Origin of the sequence: Microbacterium sp. 22242, assembly GCF_052045495.1 — a bacterium.
Classification (GTDB): Bacteria; Actinomycetota; Actinomycetes; order Actinomycetales; family Microbacteriaceae; genus Microbacterium.
The window spans coordinates 322,117-337,521 of sequence record NZ_JBQEOZ010000005.1; the positions used below are offsets into that span (position 1 = coordinate 322,117).

16 protein-coding genes are annotated in these 15,405 nt (G+C 70.4%); 6 read left to right on the forward strand and 10 right to left on the reverse strand.

Annotation, left to right across the window (positions count from 1 at the left end):
• Nucleotides 1-108 precede the first annotated feature (108 nt).
• A complete protein-coding gene (locus ACTJJZ_RS08160; protein ID WP_440720674.1) occupies nt 109-1,188 on the forward strand; it encodes an MFS transporter in 1,080 nt (359 codons plus the stop codon).
• A gap of 37 nt (nt 1,189-1,225) precedes the next feature.
• On the opposite strand, the gene ACTJJZ_RS08165 is transcribed toward ACTJJZ_RS08160, so the two are convergent.
• The 6 genes from ACTJJZ_RS08165 to rpsO all read right to left on the reverse strand — a co-directional run bounded on the left by ACTJJZ_RS08165 (nt 1,226) and on the right by rpsO (nt 6,354).
• Entirely contained in the window at nt 1,226-1,540 is a 315-nt protein-coding gene (locus ACTJJZ_RS08165) for a transcriptional regulator (RefSeq protein WP_440720675.1), read from the reverse strand.
• On the reverse strand, nt 1,533-2,420 hold the full coding sequence (locus tag ACTJJZ_RS08170) for a hypothetical protein (RefSeq protein WP_440720676.1): 888 nt from the start codon (nt 2,418-2,420) through the stop codon (nt 1,533-1,535). The genes ACTJJZ_RS08165 and ACTJJZ_RS08170 overlap by 8 nt, the downstream gene beginning before the upstream one ends.
• 182 nt (nt 2,421-2,602) lie before the next feature.
• Complete coding sequence (locus ACTJJZ_RS08175; protein WP_440720677.1) at nt 2,603-3,754, reverse strand: DmpA family aminopeptidase; 1,152 nt, start codon at nt 3,752-3,754, stop codon at nt 2,603-2,605.
• Nucleotides 3,751-4,386 carry a TetR/AcrR family transcriptional regulator gene (locus ACTJJZ_RS08180; RefSeq protein WP_440720678.1) on the reverse strand — a complete coding sequence of 212 codons (636 nt, stop codon included), beginning with the start codon at nt 4,384-4,386 and terminating at the stop codon, nt 3,751-3,753. The genes ACTJJZ_RS08175 and ACTJJZ_RS08180 overlap by 4 nt, the downstream gene beginning before the upstream one ends.
• A gap of 2 nt (nt 4,387-4,388) precedes the next feature.
• Entirely contained in the window at nt 4,389-5,873 is a 1,485-nt protein-coding gene (locus ACTJJZ_RS08185; protein ID WP_440720679.1) for an APC family permease, read from the reverse strand.
• A 211-nt stretch (nt 5,874-6,084) separates the two neighbouring features.
• Nucleotides 6,085-6,354, reverse strand: coding sequence for a 30S ribosomal protein S15 (rpsO, locus tag ACTJJZ_RS08190; RefSeq protein ID WP_018187174.1), 270 nt, complete (start codon nt 6,352-6,354; stop codon nt 6,085-6,087).
• Nucleotides 6,355-6,570: 216 nt separating this feature from the next.
• Here rpsO and ACTJJZ_RS08195 point away from each other — a divergent pair, with 216 nt between their 5' ends.
• A complete protein-coding gene (locus ACTJJZ_RS08195) occupies nt 6,571-7,797 on the forward strand; it encodes an MFS transporter (RefSeq protein ID WP_440720697.1) in 1,227 nt (408 codons plus the stop codon).
• A gap of 44 nt (nt 7,798-7,841) precedes the next feature.
• Here ACTJJZ_RS08195 and ACTJJZ_RS08200 read toward each other — a convergent pair whose 3' ends face one another.
• Entirely contained in the window at nt 7,842-8,336 is a 495-nt protein-coding gene (locus ACTJJZ_RS08200) for a carboxymuconolactone decarboxylase family protein (protein ID WP_440720680.1), read from the reverse strand.
• A gap of 86 nt (nt 8,337-8,422) precedes the next feature.
• On the opposite strand from ACTJJZ_RS08200, the gene ACTJJZ_RS08205 reads away from it, so the two are divergent.
• Nucleotides 8,423-9,292 (forward strand): sigma-70 family RNA polymerase sigma factor, encoded by an 870-nt coding sequence (locus tag ACTJJZ_RS08205; RefSeq protein ID WP_440720681.1) that lies wholly within the window; start codon nt 8,423-8,425, stop codon nt 9,290-9,292.
• Between the two features lie 58 nt (nt 9,293-9,350).
• Nucleotides 9,351-10,244, forward strand: coding sequence for a DNA-3-methyladenine glycosylase family protein (locus ACTJJZ_RS08210; protein WP_440720682.1), 894 nt, complete (start codon nt 9,351-9,353; stop codon nt 10,242-10,244).
• 127 nt (nt 10,245-10,371) lie between these two features.
• On the opposite strand, the gene ACTJJZ_RS08215 is transcribed toward ACTJJZ_RS08210, so the two are convergent.
• The 3 genes from ACTJJZ_RS08215 to ACTJJZ_RS08225 form a co-directional block, all read right to left on the reverse strand.
• Complete coding sequence (locus ACTJJZ_RS08215; protein ID WP_440720683.1) at nt 10,372-10,920, reverse strand: YceI family protein; 549 nt, start codon at nt 10,918-10,920, stop codon at nt 10,372-10,374.
• A 194-nt stretch (nt 10,921-11,114) separates the two neighbouring features.
• Complete coding sequence (locus tag ACTJJZ_RS08220) at nt 11,115-11,483, reverse strand: FKBP-type peptidyl-prolyl cis-trans isomerase (RefSeq protein ID WP_440720684.1); 369 nt, start codon at nt 11,481-11,483, stop codon at nt 11,115-11,117.
• Between the two features lie 247 nt (nt 11,484-11,730).
• Nucleotides 11,731-13,230 (reverse strand): PrsW family intramembrane metalloprotease, encoded by a 1,500-nt coding sequence (locus ACTJJZ_RS08225; RefSeq protein WP_440720685.1) that lies wholly within the window; start codon nt 13,228-13,230, stop codon nt 11,731-11,733.
• Between the two features lie 59 nt (nt 13,231-13,289).
• Here ACTJJZ_RS08225 and ACTJJZ_RS08230 point away from each other — a divergent pair, with 59 nt between their 5' ends.
• Both ACTJJZ_RS08230 and ACTJJZ_RS08235 read left to right on the forward strand, forming a co-directional pair.
• Complete coding sequence (locus ACTJJZ_RS08230; RefSeq protein ID WP_440720686.1) at nt 13,290-14,159, forward strand: fumarylacetoacetate hydrolase family protein; 870 nt, start codon at nt 13,290-13,292, stop codon at nt 14,157-14,159.
• Between the two features lie 231 nt (nt 14,160-14,390).
• On the forward strand, nt 14,391-15,405 hold a 1,015-nt coding region (locus ACTJJZ_RS08235; protein WP_440719754.1), incomplete at its 3' end, for an IS110 family transposase.

Below are 15,405 nucleotides of genomic sequence, written 5' to 3' on the forward strand. Positions count from 1 at the left end.
CGCACGGCGGACCGTGTCCGGCGCGCGCCCACCGGGAGCGCCGCCCGAGGCCTCGCGCTCGGGGCCGCACTCCTGGTCGGCGTCAATCTGCGCCCGGCGATCACGTCGGTGTCCGCGCTGCTGGATCAGGCGACGAGCGAGTTCGGACTGGACGGCGTCGGGCGCAGCCTGCTCGCGACCCTGCCCGTGATCGCGTTCGGGCTCACGGCCATGCTCGGACCGCTCCTGGCCCGGCGGATCGGCACGACCCGCGCGATCCTCGCCGCGATGTCGGTGCTCGCGGTCGGTCTGGTGCTGCGCGTCCTCAGCGGATGGATGCTGCTGCCGGGCACATTCCTCGCGGGCGCGGCGATCATGGTGGCCGCGACCCTGCTGCCGCCCTACCTCAAGGCGCTCGGCGCGAGCGGACTCTGGGTGGGCCTCAGCAGCATGTCGTTCGGCATCGGCGCCGCACTCGGCGCGGGCCTGGCCGTGCCGCTGGACGAGGCGTTCGGCCTGCGCCCTGCGCTCGCCGCCTGGGCCGCGCTCGCGGTGCTCGCCGCGCTGGCGATGCTCGCCGCGGGCCGGGGCTCGGCCGCCACGGTGCCGCGCGGACAGCCCGTCTCGATCCCTGCCGAGACCAGGCTGACGGTCGCGCTCATGACGGCCGTGTTCTCGCTGCAGGCGCTGCTCTACTTCGCCGTGACCACGTGGCTTCCGCTCATACTGTCGGCGCACGGCGAGTCCAGGGGCGCCGCGGGCGGGCTGCTGGGCTGGTTCAGCCTGATCGGCCTGATCCCGACACTGGTGGCCCCGGTGATCGCGCGCCGACGGCGGATCCTCACCTGGTTCGGTCCGGGCCTGGGCCTCGTGATGGCGGCGGGATTCGTGTGGCTCGGTCTGGACGGCGGCCACGATGCGGCCGTCGTGACGGTGCTCGGCATCGCGCAGAACGCGGGCTTCGGGCTCGCCATGGGCCTGCTCGTGAGCCTGTCCGCGGATGAGGCCTCGGCCGGGATCCTCTCCGCGATCGCGCAGGGGATCGGCTACGCCGTGGCGGGCAGCGGCAGCCTCCTGCTCGGCATCGTGCACGACGCGAGCGGCGCGTGGGCCGTGAGCCTGCTCCTGATGGCGCTGTGCGCGGCGCTGCTCGCGGTGTCGGTGACGCTGGTCATCCGCCGCCGCCCCGTGTCGCTGATCCGGCGCTGAACACGCGTTCGCGCGCCGATCCAGCCGGCGAGCGGACTCAGAGCGAAGGCGCTCCCCCGCCGACGATGTCGCGTAGCGCCTGCACGTGCGCCTCGAACGCCCGCGAGCCCGGTGCGGTCGCACGCACCCAGGTGCGCGGTCGCGTGCCGACTTGTCCCTTGCGGACGACCACATAACCGACGGCCGACAGCGCCGCGATCGCCTTGCTCACCGCGGAATCGTTCGCCTGCAGCACGTGCGCGAGCGTCGCGAAATCCATCTCCACGCCGTCGCGCAGCGCCGCCATCATCGAGAAGCGGATCGCCCCCGCAAAGGTGTCATCGAGTCGCGTGCGCGGATGCGGCTCAGGCATCGGGACCCGCCGGCCACACCGAGGCGACGACGAAGAGCGCCAGGATAGCGCCGGCCGCAGCGATGCCGAACAACAGCGCGCTCGGGGGCGAAGCAGTCGCGCGGACCATCACGACGGCGATCGCGAGCGCGGACAGCGCGAACGCGATCCACTGCGGCGGCCGCCACATCGCACCCAGCTCGGTGATGAATCCCATCCGGGTGCAGATCGCGATGGCGATGATCACGATCACGGCGCACACCAGCCCCAGGTTCGAGACGAGGATGTCGCCCGCGGCGACCAAGCCCGTCACAAGACCTGTGACGGAGAGCGCCACGCCTGCGGCAAAGGTCGCTCCACGACCCGGCCGTGTCATCACGGCATGCGGAGGCGCCGCGGGCTTCGGCGCTCCGCGTGCATCACGATTCAGCACGATCCCTGGCCAGAATCCGCCGACGAGCGCGAGAAGGACGGGACCGGCGCGCACCCATGCGGGAACCGCGGCTCCGACGAAGATCAGGACGACGGCCCAGAAGACCGCCGTGAGGAGCAGCACGAGATTGACGATGCGCGCCGTGCCCCGTATCCCTTGCCGGGCACCGTAGCGTTCCCTGATGCCGAGGCTCAGGCCGTTCCACAGGAGCAGGACGACGAGCAGACCGAACGTCGACGACGAACTCGACGTTCCCGTGAGGCGGCGCAGAAGATCCATCCACAGCAGCACCGCGATGAAGACCCCGAAAGCGATGCCCTCGACGAAGTAGAGCCGTGCCATCCGCGAGCGGTCCAGCACGATCTCGCGGCGCTGCCGCACGCCGGGCAGCTCGTCCAAGTAGGCCTGGGCCGTGGCGCGGTCGGGCGGATCCAGTGGCTGCTGTCCTGCGGCCGGCTTGTGATCCATCGTCCCCCTCGGCTGTGGCTCGCTTTCCTTCAGGAAAGTTCTCTCACTTTCCTACCGGAAAGTCGGCCACCAGACAAGAGCGAGCACAAAGGTCGGGCCCCGCCCCGCACCGCGGGACAGGCCCCGCAGGACTGCTCGGCGCGACCGAACCGCCGGACACTCCTGTCTCGCAGCGGCCGCGCTCAGCGTTCCAGGATCGGCGCGGCGCCGAATGCCGTGCGGATCTCGTCGTGCGGCAGCGCGTAGCTGGCATGCCCCTCGCGCCCGACCATGTCCCGCGCCGCGACGAGAGCGTTGAGCACGGCCTCCTCCGTCGCCTCGACCACGGCGGTGAAGAAGGGATCCATGCTGCCCCAGGCCACGTGCTCGAGCGACTCCGTGACGATCTCGCCGCCGTTCATCCGGGAGGCCAGCCCAGCCTCGTTCGCGGTCGAGAAGGCCAGGAAGATGTCGCCGGAGAAGTGGCTGCCCGTCGTTCCCGTGCGCGCCAGACCGAGGCTCACCCGCCGCGCCAGCGCCTCGCACTGCTGCGGCAGCATCGGCGCGTCGGTCGCCACGATCACGATCACGCTGCCCGCGCCCGGTGTCGCGTGCGCCCCCGTGCGCGTGTCCTTCTCGAACCAGTCGGTGGTGTCCATGGGGTTCGGCGCCGCCGACTGCGACCCGAGCGAGCGCCCGAGGACGCGCAGCTCGCTGCGGTAGCCGAAGTTGGCCTGCAGCAGCACACCGACGGTCCACGACCGCTCTCCCGAGCCGACGACCCGCGACGCCGTCCCGGTGCCGCCCTTGAAGCCATAGCAGTTCATGCCCGTCCCGCCGCCGACGTTGCCCTCCGCGATCGGACCGCTCGTGGCGGCGTCGAACGCCGCCATCGCGTGCTCGGGACGGACCGCGTCCGCGTTGATCGAGTTCAGGTAGCCGTCCCACGTCTCCCCGACGACCGGCAGCATCCACTGCGCGGCCGTGTACGGGTCGTGCTGCGCCATCCATCGGTCGATCCCGGTGTGCACCGCGCCGACGGCGTGCGAGTTCGTGATGGCGACCGGCATCTGGAACTGTCCCGCCTCCTCGATCCAGCTGCGCCCGGTGAGCTCGCCGTTGCCGTTGAGGGAGGCGATGCCGGCGGCGCATGCGGCTCCCGGCTTCGTCCTGCCGCGCGGCAGGATCGCGGTCACGCCGGTGCGAACCGCCGCGGGTTCGTCCACCACGATCGTGACGTATCCGACCTCGAGGCCGGGCACGTCGGTGATCGCGTTCCACGGTCCGGGCTCGCCGTCGAACGGGATCCCCAGGTCCCGGGCGCGAGGGGCGGCAGAGGCGGAAGGGTAGGTCATGGGGCGTCCTTCGCGGAGGTCTCGGTGGTCGGATCGTCGCCGTCGGCGAGGCTGCAGGAGAGGACGACCTCGGCGAAGCGCAGTGCGTTGCTCAGATACTGCCGGCGCTTGTCGTTCTCGGTGTCGAGCAGGTAGAGGTCGTAGGCGTCCTCGAGCGCGACGAGATTCGCGGCGATCGCGGCGCTCTCCATCCGCGGGTGGAAGACGCCTGCGGCGACGCCCGCATCGATCAGGTCGCCGTACAGTGCGACCTGCCGGTCGAGCAGGACGGTGAGCGACCCGCGCAGCTGCGGGCGGTCGCGGATCGCACCCGACACCTCGTAGACGATGCGCAGTTCATCGCTGATCGACTCCGGGATGCCGGACTCGAGCATCCTGCGCAGGCCGAGCAGCGGATCGTCGATGCTCTCGATGAGCTGCTTCCTCCGATCGCCGAACTCCTCGATCGCGCTCTCCAGCGCCGCGGTGACGAGGTCGTCGAAGCTGTCGAAGTAGTACAGGATGCTGCCGGGGCTGAGCTCCGCCCGATCGGCGACCGCGCGGACGCTCGCCCCGGCGATCCCCCGTTCGCTGATCACGCGATGCGTGGCGGAGAGCAGCTCCTGCTTGCGCTGCTGACGCTTCGTCGACACCATCATTCCTGCCCTGCCACTTCCTCGGCGTTCACGACCTGCACCGATTGTGTCAGGGCCGCGTACCGCTCCGGCGACCGACGCCGCATGACGAGACCGAGGACGATGCCGCCGCCGAAGACGAGCGGCACGCAGGCGATGAGCAGCCAGTTGATCGGGCCCTCGACCCCGGACACCAGGTCGAAGTGCGTCACGATGATCAGGAACGCCCCGAGCAGGCCCGCAGCGCCGAGGATGGGTGCGACGAGCACCCGCCACACGCCGTAGCCGCGACGATCTTTCCAGAAGAAGCCGATCACCGACACCGCGGCCACGCCCTGGGCGAACACCAGCCCGGCGACCCCGATCGCGTAGCTCCAGAGCCCGATCCCGAGGAACGGATCCGAGTTCATCACGACCGCGAGGACGATCGCGACCAGGGAGAGGATGGTGAGCGCCAGGCTCGCGACGTGCGGGGAGGACATCCGCGGGTGGGTCCGGGCGAACACCCTCGGCAGCAGCCGCTCCCGCCCGAGCGAGAAGATGTAGCGGGCACAGGCGTTGTGGAAGGCGAGCACGCTGGCGAAGAAGCTGGTCACGATGAGGATCTGCATCGCCACGCCCGCCCACGCGCCCAGCGCCCTGTCGCCGGCGATGAACATCATCTCCTCGTAGTCCTTCGAGTTCGCGAGGTCGATCACGCCCTTCGCGCCGAACGCCACCGTGAGCGCCCAGAAGGTGAAGGAGTAGAAGACGGCCAGGAATGCGACGGCGATGTAGGTCGCACGGGGCACAGTCCGGTCGGGCCGCTTCGCCTCCTCCGCGTAGATCACCGTGCCCTCGAACCCGAGGAAGGCGCCGAATCCGAACACGAAGAGCGCACCCGAACCGGCGGCCAGGAACACGTTCCCCGGGTCGAAGGACGCGCTCGTCGCCTCGACGAGCGTCCCGCCGTGCTCGAAGACGATGGCGAGCGAGATGACCAGCAGTACGGTGACCTCTGCCGTCAGCAACACGGCGAGCACCTTCGCTCCGACATCGATCCGGCGATAGCCGAGGAATCCGACGACCAGGATGGACAGCACGGCCCACACGCCCCACGGCAGGTCGATCCCGAGCAGGTGCGCGAACGTGAGGTTCGCGTAGAAGCCGAGCAGCGCGTAGAAGCAGATGCAGAGGAACGCATAGGCGACGATCGTGATGAAAGCCACGCCGACGCCGATCGGCTTGCCCAGGCCCGCCGCCGCGTACGCGTAGAACGCCCCGGTGTTGCGCACGAATCGGGACATCGCCGTGAACCCGATCGCGAACAGGATCAGCACGACCCCGCTGGCCAGCATCGCGCCGGGGGCGCCGATGCCGCCGACCAGGAACGCGAGGGGCGCGGAGCTGACCGCGACGGTCAGCGGCGCGGCGGCCGAGACGACGAAGAAGACGATGTCGAAAACGCCGAGCCTGCCGCCGGCGAGGGCGCCCTGCGCCGGCTTCGTGAGAGTGTCGTCCACCATGAGTTCTCCTGCACGTCGATGTGACCGGGAATTTGAACGACTGTATCAAACAGGTGTTCTGCACACAACGGCAGATCATGGCGTGGGGAAGGCGAAGCCGACCACACTCCGCAGGCAAACGCTCCGCAGGCAAAGACCGAGGCCCGCCCCACACCGTGGGACGGGCCTCGCAAGAATGTTCTGCGCGATTGTACGCTGGCTGCGCTGCTGCTTAGCGGCGGAGCCCCAGACGCTCGATCAACGACCGGTAACGGTTGATGTCGACGTCCTGGAGGTAGCCGAGCAGACGACGGCGCTGACCGACGAGCAGGAACAGGCCACGACGCGAGTGGTGGTCGTGCTTGTGCTCCTTGAGGTGCTCGGTGAGGTCCTTGATGCGCTGCGTCAGCATGGCAACCTGCACCTCGGGGGATCCGGTGTCACCGGGGTGCGTCGCGTACTCTTCGATGATCGCCTTCTTGACGTCTGCTTCCAGTGCCATAGGTGATCCCCTTCCTCTTTGCTGCGCGGTGCCCGACGCCTGATGCGTGGGCTCTCTTTATCCGCGGCCGATCGAACGGCAACCGCCCAAGTCTATCAGCCTCTGCCGTCTCCGCACGCCGGCGCGGATCCCGGCCGCCCGCCATCCGGATACGCTCGACGGGTGGGCCTCCTGATCGACCTCCGACCGCTGCGGCAGAGCCCCGCGTTCGCCCGGATGTGGATCGGATCCACGCTCAGCGGCATCGGCGGGCAGCTCACGGTCGTCACCGTCATGCTGCACGTGTTCTTCCTGACGCGCAGCACGTTCGCCGTCTCGATGATCGCCGTCGCCGGGCTCGTCCCGATGATCCTGGCCGGCCTCTACGGCGGCATGCTCGCCGACGCCTTCGACCGCCGCAGGGTCGCGCTGATCGCGGCCGTCGTGGCGTTCGCCTCCACGGGCCTGCTGGTGGCGCTCACCTGGACCCACACCGTGACGATCTGGTGGCTGTACGCGCTCAGCATGATCGTGGCCGCCGCGAACTCGGTCGGCATGGCGACGCGCACCGCGATCGTCCCGCGGCTGCTCCCCCGCGAGCTGCTCGCGCCGGCCTCGGCCCTGAACGGCGTCGCGTTCGGCATGACCGTGATGGTCGGGCCCGCGCTGGCGGGCCTGCTCGTGGCCCTCACCGGCTACGGCTGGACCTACACGCTCGACGTGGTGCTGATGCTGTCCATGTTCCTCGGCCTGTGGACGCTGCCCTCACTGCGGCCAGAGGGCGAGATCGTGCGTCCGGGACTCGCCTCGCTCGTCGACGGCGCGCGGTTCCTGCGCCGGGCGGGGAACATCCGGATGCAGTACATCCTGGACATCTGCGCGATGACCTTCGGCCAGCCGCTCGTGCTGTTCCCCGCGCTCGGAACCGTGATCCTGGGCGGCGGGGCCGTCACCACCGGCCTGCTCACCGCGGCGGTCGCGGCGGGCACCTTCCTGTCGAGCCTGTTCTCCGGACGGATCGTGCACTACCGCTGGCATGGTCGCGGCATCGCCCGGGCGGTGCAGGCGTACGGCGCGGTGGTCGCGCTGTTCGGCGTCGTGCTGCTCGTCGGATCCTGGACCAGCCGGGCCACGGCGTCCTCCCCGAACGTGGCGCTGATCGCGCTCGCCTGTCTCACGCTGGCACTGTCGGGGGCGGCGGACAACGTCAGCTCGATCTACCGCAACACCATGATGCAGGCCGCCGTGCCGGACGCGATGCGCGGCCGCCTGCAGGGCGTCTTCGTGATCGTGGTGGCGGGCGGACCGCGGGTCGGCGCGTTCTATGCCGGGGCCGTCGCGTCGCTCACCGCGCTCTGGTTCCCGCCGCTGCTCGGCGGGCTGCTGGTGATCGCGCTGGCCGCCGTGTTCGTCCGGCTGACGCCGCGCTTCCGGGCCTACGACGCCGAGGATCCGCAGCCCTGAGCGCTGCGGATCCTCTGCGTCCTGACCGGGCCGGCTGTGCGCCCTCAGCGCTGACCGGCGGGCTGGCGGATCGCGACGTTGATCCGGTTCCACACGTTGATCGCGCTGATGGCCAGGATGAGGGCCGAGAGCTGGCGCTTGTCGAAGTGCGCCGAGACCTCCGCCCACAGCTCGTCCGGCACCGGATCCGCGCTGTCCGCGATGCGCGTCAGCGCCTCGGTGAGGGCGAGGGCGGCGCGTTCGCGCGCCGTGAACAGCGGCGCCTCGCGCCAGGCGGCGACGCCGAAGACGCGCTCGTCGCTCGCTCCGTCGGCCCGCATCTCCTTGGCGTGCTCGATCGTGCACCAGCTGCAGCCGTTGATCTGGCTCGCGCGCAGATGCACGAGGTGCAGGAGCTCCTCGGGCAGGTCGGTCGAGCTCGCGACCCTGCTGAGCGCCGTCAGCGCATCGAACCCGCCGTCCAGGAGGAACGCGGGATGCGGCATCCGCGCCTTGATCGCCACGGCGGCTGTGGTGTCGATGGTCTGGTCGATGGTCATGTCAGACTCTTCCCGTTCTCTGTGTCGTGCGCCGCGACGATCCGTCGCGGTCACTCTGATGACACGCCGGCCGAAGGAGATGTGACATGACGGATCAGATTTCTCTCACCGAGCGCTTCGAGGAGCATCGGCCTCGGCTGCGCCGGCTCGCGCAGCGCATGCTCGGATCCACCGCCGAGGTCGACGACGTCGTGCAGGACGTGTGGCTGCGGGCCTCCGCGGCCGGCGTGGAGGGCGTGGAGAACTTCGGCGGCTGGCTGACCACGATCGCCTCCCGCGCCTGCCTGAACGTGCTGCGGGCCCGCGCCGGCCGCGGCGAGATCCCGCTCGACGACGAGGGGGCGGATCCGGTCGTCATGCACGAACCGCGGGCGGCCGATCCGCTCGAGCAGGCGCAGCAGGCGGATGCGGTGGGCGCGGCGCTCACCGTCGTGCACGAGCGCCTCTCCCCCGCAGAGCGCGTGGCGTTCGTGCTGCACGACTCGTTCGAGGTGCCGTTCGAGCAGATCGCCGAGCTGCTGGAGCGCACCCCGGACGCGGTGCGACAGCTGGCCAGCCGGGCCCGGCGCCGGGTGCGCTCCGCGGACGTCGTGGGAACGCGTCCTGCGCGGGAACGACGCCCCGTGGTCGACGCCTTCTTCGCGGCGGCGCGTGCCGGGGACTTCGATCGTCTGGTCTCGCTGCTCTCCCCGGAGGTGGAGCTGCGCATCGATCAGGGGCTCTCGGCGACGGCGCTCGTCCGCGGCGGCGCGGCTGTTGCGGGCAGGGCGCTGATGTTCGCGATCCCGGACGCCGTGCTCCGCCCCGTCCTCGTGGACGGCCTCCCCGGCGTGGTGGTCGAGGTCGACGGGCGCGCGGTCTCCGTCATGGCGTTCGAGGTCGACGGCGACCGGATCGCCGCGATCGACGCCTTCGCCGGGCCGGCCCGCGTCGCCGCCCTGTCGCTGCCGGAGTGAGCGGAGCGGTCCCGGCACGCGATCGCCGAATGTCCGAGGCCAGGAGCAGAGTGTGCGCATGAGCACCGACAGCCGCACGACCACGCTGCCCCTGACCGGGCCGTACGATCTCCGTGAGGTCGCTCTCATGGGCTTCGGCCACCGCGACGAGTCCGCCTTCGACGGCGTCATGCGGCTCGCGTTCTGCACCGACGCCCTCGACGGCCAGGTCGGCGTGGCGGTGCGCCAGTCGGGCGGATCGCTCGAGCTGACCGTGCACGGCGACGGCGACCTCCCCGCGATCGGGGCGCAGGTGGCCCGCGTGGTGTCCGCGGATCAGGACGGCGACGCCTGGGCCGCGGTGTGCGCCGCGGATCCGGTGCTCGCCCGGGTGCACTCCGCCGCGCCCGGGTTCCGGCCGTCGAACTTCTACAGCCCCTATGAGGCGGCGGTCTGGGCGGTGCTGTCCGCGCGCCGTGCGCGTCGACAGGGCATCGCGCTGCGGCAGCGGCTGTCGCAGCAGCACGGCGCCGTCTTCGAGGTCGGCGGACGCATCGAGGCTGCTCTGCCGCTGCCCGAGCAGCTGCTGCAGCTGGAAGGGTTCCCCGGGCTCCCGGCGGATCGGATCCCCCGCCTGCACGCGATCGCCCGAGCGGCGCTGGAGGGGCGGCTCGACGTGCAGCGCCTCGCCGGGATGACTCCGGAGGAGGCGATGCTCGACGTGCAGCGGCTGCCCGGGATCGGCCCGTTCTACAGCGCGCTGATCGTCATCCGCGCCTGCGGGTTCACCGACGTGCTGTCCACCCAGGAAGACCACACGCGTACGGCCGTGCAGGCCCTGTATGGCCTCGAGCACATGCCCTCCGACGCTGAACTGGAGCGGATCGCCGAGCACTGGCGCCCGTTCCGCACCTGGGCGGCCGTGGCGCTGCGAGCGGTCGGATCCCGGCTCATCGAGGAGAGGATCGGCTGATCGGACCCGGCGCCGTTCCCGGACGGCGCCTTCGCCAGACACGGCTGTCGTCCCTGCGCGACGAAGGGCGGGTGCCGGCGTGCGGCACCCGCCCTTCGGCATCCGCCCCTCGTGGACGGGGTGAGGCTCAGGCCGCCAGCGCGCCCTGCAGGTCGAGGGAAATCGTGACGTCCTTGCCGACGAGCACGCCGCCGGTCTCGAGCGCCGCGTTCCAGGTGAGGCCGAAGTCCTCGCGGTTGATCACGGTCTTGTCCGAGGCGCCTGCCTTGTAGTTGCCGTAGGGGTCGGATCCGAAGCCGCCGAAGTCCAGCTCGAACGTGACCGGCTTGGTGACGCCGTGGATGGTGAGGTCGCCGTCCACGTAGAGCTCGCCGTCCTCGGCGCGGGCGCCGGTCGAGACGAACTCCATCGTCGGGTACTTCTCGACGTCGAAGAAGTCGCCCGACAGCAGGTGACCGTTGCGACCCGCGTCGCCGGTGTCGAGCGAGGCGACGTCGACGCTCGCGGTGACCTTCGCCTCGAGCGGGTTCTCCGGGGCGGTGAGGGTGGCGCTCTTCACGCCGAAGGTGCCGCGCACCTTCGAGATCATCATGTGGCGCACGCTGAACGTGACCTCACTGTGGGCGGGGTCGAGGTTCCAGGTGCCGGCGCGGTAGCCGGGGATTTCGATGGTCATGACTGCTCCTCGTTCGAAGACTGCTGGTGGGTCCGAAGACCGCTGACGGCGCCGCTCTCGCGACACCGGATCCAACTTACATTCAAACGCATATATTCCCGATCCGCCGAGAACTCCCCGACAGCCCTGACAGCACCCGCACGCACGAAGAAGGCCCCGCCCGAGGGCGAGGCCTTCCAGGGATGGGTGCGGGCTCAGCCGACCGCGACGAGGTCGATGATGAAGATCAGGGTCTTGCCGCCGAGGAAGTGGCCGGATCCGGCAGGGCCGTAGGCCTTGTGCGGCGGGATGACCAGCTCGCGGCGTCCGCCGACCTTCATGCCGGGAATGCCCTCCTGCCACCCCTGGATCAGTCCGCGCAGCGGGAACTGGATGGTCTCGCCACGACCCCACGAGGAGTCGAACTCCTCGCCGGTGTCGTGCTCGACACCCGCGTAGTGCACGGTCACGGTGTCGCCGGGCTTCGCCTCGTCGCCGGTCCCCTCGATGATGTCGCGGATCACGAGCTCCGTGGGAGCAGGGCCGGTGGGGGCGTCGAACTCGGGCTTGGTGCGCTCAGTCATGGTTCCATCCAACCGGACCACGACAGCCGCGGTCAACGCGAGCGCTGTGCCGACGGCGAACACGGATCCTCCGCCCGGCCGGTCGCCGACGCCGACGCGAACGGATGGATTGCTTGACAACCTCCCCCGCCGCGGTGCACGCTGTCTTCAGATCAACTCAGCGCCCGGGCAGACTCGCAGGCATCGCCGCAGCACCGGGCGCTGAGTCTTGCTACGAGGGTTCACCGCCGAGACCTCGAGGTGCGGCTCAGACCGCGAGCAGCGCGTCGCGCGCGGCGTGCGTGCGCAGCAGCAGAGCCTGCTCGTCCTGCACGGCCAGCGGATCCCGTCCGGTGATGATGCGCTGACGGACCGATGCGAGAGTGGTCGCGTCCTTGATGAAACCGCGCATGATCGGACGGCGGTCGCCGCGCAGGCCGGCCGCCCAGCGCAGACCCGCCCGTCGGCCCGCCGGCGTGGCGAGCATGCCGACCTCCTGCGGCGTGAACCAGCCCGCCGTGGCGTAGTCGCTGAGCCGGGCGAAGGTGAGCCGCGCCTCCTCCTTGCGCAGCAGGATGATCGCGACGATGAAGCCGACGAACAGCGGCACCTGCAGCACGATGTACAGCACGAAGAAGTTGCCGATCATCGACGAGCCGTTCCACAGCGCGTGCAGCGCCATGGCGCCGATGAGGCCCAGCACCCCGTAGCCGAACGCCCGGCCGGCCGACGCTCCGCGCCGCGCCGCGAGCCCGATCGCGAAGCCCGTGACCGAGGTGAACATGGCGTGCGCGAACGGCGACATCAGGCCGCGCAGCACGAACGTGACCGTCAGATCGCCCGTCCCGCCTTCGATCAGGCTCACGGCGAAGTACTGGATGTTCTCGGTGAAGGCGAAGCCGGCCCCGACCAGGGCGCCGTAGACGATGCCGTCGATCGGGCCGTCGAACGCGCGGCGCGCCATCAGGAAGACCAGGAAGACGCCGATCCCCTTGGCGGACTCCTCGACGATCGGCGCCTGCAGCACGGCGCTCAACCCCTCCGGCCGCCGCCCGACGAGGAGGGTGAGCCCGAGGTCGACGAGCAGGGCGATGCCGATCGAGGCGATCGCGCCCCACGCGATCGCGAAGGCCACCAGCGACTTGGGCTCCGGCTCCCACCGGTCGATGAAGAACACGCCGAAGAACACGATCGTGAGCGGGATCAGCGCCAGCACCATGCCGATCACCGAGGCCGCGGGGCCGAGCGCCCAGACGAAATAGGCGATCAACCCGAGCAGCACGAAGCCGAGCACGCCGAACGCCCACACGGAGGCATGGCGGCCCTTCGCGGACGGGACCGGGAGCGCGGGGACGGCGGCCACCGGGGCCGGCGGAGTGTAGGTGTCGTACGCCGCGGACTCGTGATGGTCCGGGCGCTGCGCCAGCACGGATCCGTACACCGGGTACGCCGGCGAGGAGGCGTTCTGCACGTATGCCTGCGGCTGCACGTACTGCGCCGGCTGGCCGTACTGCGCTCGGCCGTACTGCTGCGGCGCAGCGTCTTGCGGCTGCTGCGGCTGGCCGTACTGCGGCTGCTGCGGCTGGCCGTACTGCGCCGGCGCACCGTATTGCTGCTGCTGCGGGTCGGCGGCCTGCGCCGGTGGCCGGTACTGCTCCTGGGGCTGCGGATACGGGCCAGGTGCGGCCTGATGCGACTGCGCCGCTCCCTGCTGCCGCGGCGAGGCCGGGCGCTGCTGCGCGGGGTCGCCGTGTCCTCCAAAGCTCATGGACAAAGCCTAGAGGGCGGCGTCGGCCGTCACGCCCGCGGCGCCGGTAGCGTGGAACCATGCGGTTCGCTCATCTGCGCCGTCCCGAATCCGAAACCTCCGCGCTCGCCGTCATCGACGGCACGGGTGCGACGTTCGTCTCCGATCTCGTGGATCCTGCGCCTGCCACCCTCCAACAGCTCATCGAGGGCGGGGACGACCTCCTCGACGCCGTGCGCGCCGCGCACGCCCGCGGCGACGCCCCGGTGCACCCGGCCGACGGCTTCGCCCACGCGGCGGCGGTCCTGGCTCCCCCGGTCGTGCTCGCCGTCGGTCTCAACTACGCGGCCCATTCGAGCGAGCTGGGATTGAAGACCGACACCGCCCCGACCGTCTTCACCCTCTGGCCGAACTCCCTCGCCGGGCACGGCGAGACGACGACGTGGCCGCGGGCGCTCTCCGAGTCCGTCGACTACGAGGCCGAGCTGGGAGTGGTGATCGGCGCCGCCGCGAAAGACGTCACCGAGGAGGATGCGCTCGCCCACGTCTGGGGCTACACGGTCGTGAACGACATCACGGCGCGCGACATCCAGTTCGCCGAAGCGCAGTGGTCGCGCTGCAAGTCGTTCGACGGCTTCTCCCCCACCGGCCCGGTCGTCGTCACCGCGGACGAGATCCCGGATCCTCAGGACCTGCACATCTGGGCGGTCGTCGACGGCCACACCGTGCAGGACGCGACGACGGGGCAGATGGTGCGCTCGGTCGCGACGCTGATCGCGCACCTGTCCCGATCGCTCACGCTCCTGCCGGGAACGCTCATCTCCACCGGCAGCCCCGGCGGGGCCGGCTACTCGCGCGATCCGCAGATCTTCCTCCGCGACCGCTCGACCGTGACCGTCGGGATCGACGGGATCGGCGAGCTCACCACGCACTGCCGGATCCTGGACTGACAGTGATGATGGTGGTGGGAGCCCCGCAGCGGTCGTCCTGACTCTTGGACTGACTGACTTCGGGTCTTGAACGGGATCTGTCGGTCGATTCGCTGCGGGGCTGCCTTTGCACTCACCGTGCGAGGGTTCGTGACCTCATAGGAGCCTGTGCCAGCAGGCACCCATCACTGTCTTGTCCGCTCGCTCTCGGCGGTGCGTGCCGTTCTGTCCCTTGGAGTGAGAGGAACGGCGATGACCACCATCGCACAAGAAACCGAGGTCGGCCAGGTCGAGGTCGCTATCGGGGTCGACACGCACGGCGATACGCACACGGCCGCGGTGATCGATGCGACGGGCCGGCTGCTGGGTTGCGCCCAGTTCCCCGCCGACAAGGCCGGCTACGCGGCGCTGCTGTCGTGGGCGGTGACGTTCGGGATGCTGCTGATCGCCGCGATCGAAGGCACCGGCGCCTACGGTGCGGGCCTGGCCCGGCACCTGCGCGGCGCGGGCGTCGAGCTGCTGGAGATCGACCGCCCCGACCGCAAGACCCGCCGGTTCGCGGGCAAGTCCGACCCGCTGGACGCGGAAGCCGCCGCCCGGGCCGCACTGTCCCGGGCGCGCACTGGTGTCCCGAAAGACCGGACCGGGAAGGTCGAAGCGCTAAGGAATCTGCGCGTCGCCAGGCGCAGCGCCATCGACCAGCGCGCGGACTGCATCAGGCGGATCAAGACGTTGCTGGTCACCGCACCCGACGAGCTGCGGGAACGACTGCGCCACCTGACGGACCGGGAACTGTTACGCATCTGCGCGGCACTGCGACCAGACACATCCCGCATCGGCGACCCGGAACAGGCCGCGAAGGTCGCGCTGCGCGCCCTCGCCCGTCGACACGCCGCGCTGAGCGAAGAGATCGACGAACTCGACGCGCTCATCGACCCTCTCGTCACCACGATCAACCCGGCCCTGCTCGAACTCAACGGGGTCGGTGCCGATGTCGCCGGGCAGCTGCTGGTCACCGCGGGCGAGAACACCGACCGGCTCCGCTCCGAAGCCGCGTTCGCGATGCTCTGCGGCGTCGCCCCGATCCCCGCATCCTCCGGCAAGACACACCGGCACCGCCTCAACCGCGGCGGCGACCGGCAAGCGAACGCCGCCCTCTACAGGATCGTTCTCTGCCGACTCCGCTGGGACCCCAGAACCCAGGCCTACATGCGCCGCCGCACCGAACAAGGCCTCTCCAAGAAAGACATCATCCGCTGCCTCAAAC